2 protein-coding genes are annotated in these 1,781 nt (G+C 64.9%); both read left to right on the top strand.

Annotated features, from left to right (window positions below; all coding sequences use genetic code 11):
* The coding region (locus EN750_RS32685; protein ID WP_189526625.1) for a glutamine synthetase family protein at positions 1–841 on the top strand (841 nt) is incomplete at its 5' end.
* Positions 842–843: 2 nt separating this feature from the next.
* Positions 844–1,781: FAD-dependent oxidoreductase (locus tag EN750_RS32680; protein ID WP_145968134.1), on the top strand; the 938-nt coding region annotated here is incomplete at its 3' end.

Here is a 1,781-nt window from a genome sequence, read left to right as displayed (position 1 = left end):
TCCCTATGACATGGCCGCGCTCGAGGAGTTCGAGCCGGTGATCCGGCGCGTCTATGACTATGCGGCGGCGGCCGGCCTGCCGCTCGACACGCTGATCCATGAATCGGGTACGGCGCAGCTTGAGATCAACTTCCTGCATGGCGATGCGCTGCCGCTGGCCGACAAGGTGCTGCTGTTCAAGCGGCTGACGCGCCAGGCCGCGCAGCAAAGCGGCATGCATGCGACCTTCATGGCCAAGCCGATCGCGGCGCAGGCGGGAAGCTCGATGCATCTGCACATGTCGGTCATCGACGAGGCTGGCAGGACGCTGTTTGCCGGCAGCGACGATGCCGACACCGCAATGTTCGGCCACTTCATCGGCGGCCTGCAGAAATATGTCCCGGAAATCATGCCGCTGTTTGCGCCCAATGTGAACTCGTTCCGCCGCATAAGGCCGAACCACAGCGCGCCGGCCAACATCGAATGGTCGCATGACAACCGTTCCTGCGGCCTGCGCGTGCCGGCCGGGGGCCGCGCGGCGCGGCGGGTGGAGAACCGGCTTCCGGGTGCGGATTCCAATCCTTACCTGGCGATCGCCGGCTCGCTGCTTGCCGGCTATCTTGGCGTCGAACAGAAACTGGCGCGCTCGGCCGAAGCGTCGGGCAATGCCTACAAGATCAAGAGCACGCTGCCGAAAACGATGGAGGAGGCGCTCGACCGTTTCGAGGCTTGCGGCCCGGTGCGAGAGTTGCTCGGCGAGGATTTCTTCCAGACCTATCTGCGCGTCAAGAGCGTGGAGCTCGATCTGTTCCAGGGCGTGGTGACGAGTTGGGAACGCGACCACCTTCTGCTGAAGGTGTGATCATGGCTTCCAGTTCAACGGGTTTCAATTCGGGCCTCGACATCGCCAAATCCTATTATGTCGCCACTGCCAATCCGGCGCCGGACCATCCGGCGCTGGTCGGCGATGTCGAAGCCGACCTGGTGGTCGTCGGTGGCGGCTGCACCGGCCTGTCAGCCGCCCTTCACGCCGCCGAGCGCGGCGTGAAAGTGGTGCTGCTCGAAGGCGGCAAGATCGGCTGGGGCGCGTCGGGCCGCAATGGCGGCCAGATGATCCCCGGCCTGCGCACGGGCGCCAAGGGCCTGGTCAAACTCTACGGGCCGGAGCGGGCAAAGGTGCTGTTCGATCTTGCCTTCGAGGCACGCGGGCTGGTGCTCGATATCATTGAGCGCCACGCCATCGATTGCGATCTCAGGCTGACCGGCCATCTGGTCGGCGCGGTCAACGGCTCCGACCTCAGGGATCTCGAGGAAGAGGCCGAGTGTCTGGCCACGGTGATGAAATTTCCGCATGCCGAGATCCTGTCCGCGGCGGAAGCCCGCGCCAAGGTCGACACGTCATATCATGGCGCGATGTACGAGCCGCTCGGCGGCCACATGCACCCGCTCAATTACACGCTCGGCCTTGCCCGTGCGGCAGTTGCGGCCGGCGTCACGATCCACGAGAACTCGGTGGCGGTGAAGCTGGAGCGTGAGCCTTCGATCCGGGTCTCGACGGCAAAGGGATCGGTTCGGGCCAGACATGTCGTGCTGGCGGGGGATGCGCTGCTCAATGGGCTGGAGCCACGCGTCAACAGCCGCATCATGCCGGTCGGCAACTACATCGTCGCCACCGAGCCGCTGGAGGGCAAGCGCAATGTCATCCCGGCCAATGTCGCGGTGTCCGACACCCGCTTCGTCGTCAACTACTACCGCATGTCGGCGGATGGACGCCTGCTGTTCGGTGGCGGCGAACGCTACAC

The organism is Mesorhizobium sp. M7A.F.Ca.ET.027.03.2.1, from assembly GCF_003999175.1.
In the GTDB taxonomy this organism is placed as follows: Bacteria; Pseudomonadota; Alphaproteobacteria; order Rhizobiales; family Rhizobiaceae; genus Mesorhizobium.
The sequence above is the reverse complement of the archived record's forward strand: the minus strand, read 5'-3'. Positions and strand labels throughout refer to the sequence as shown.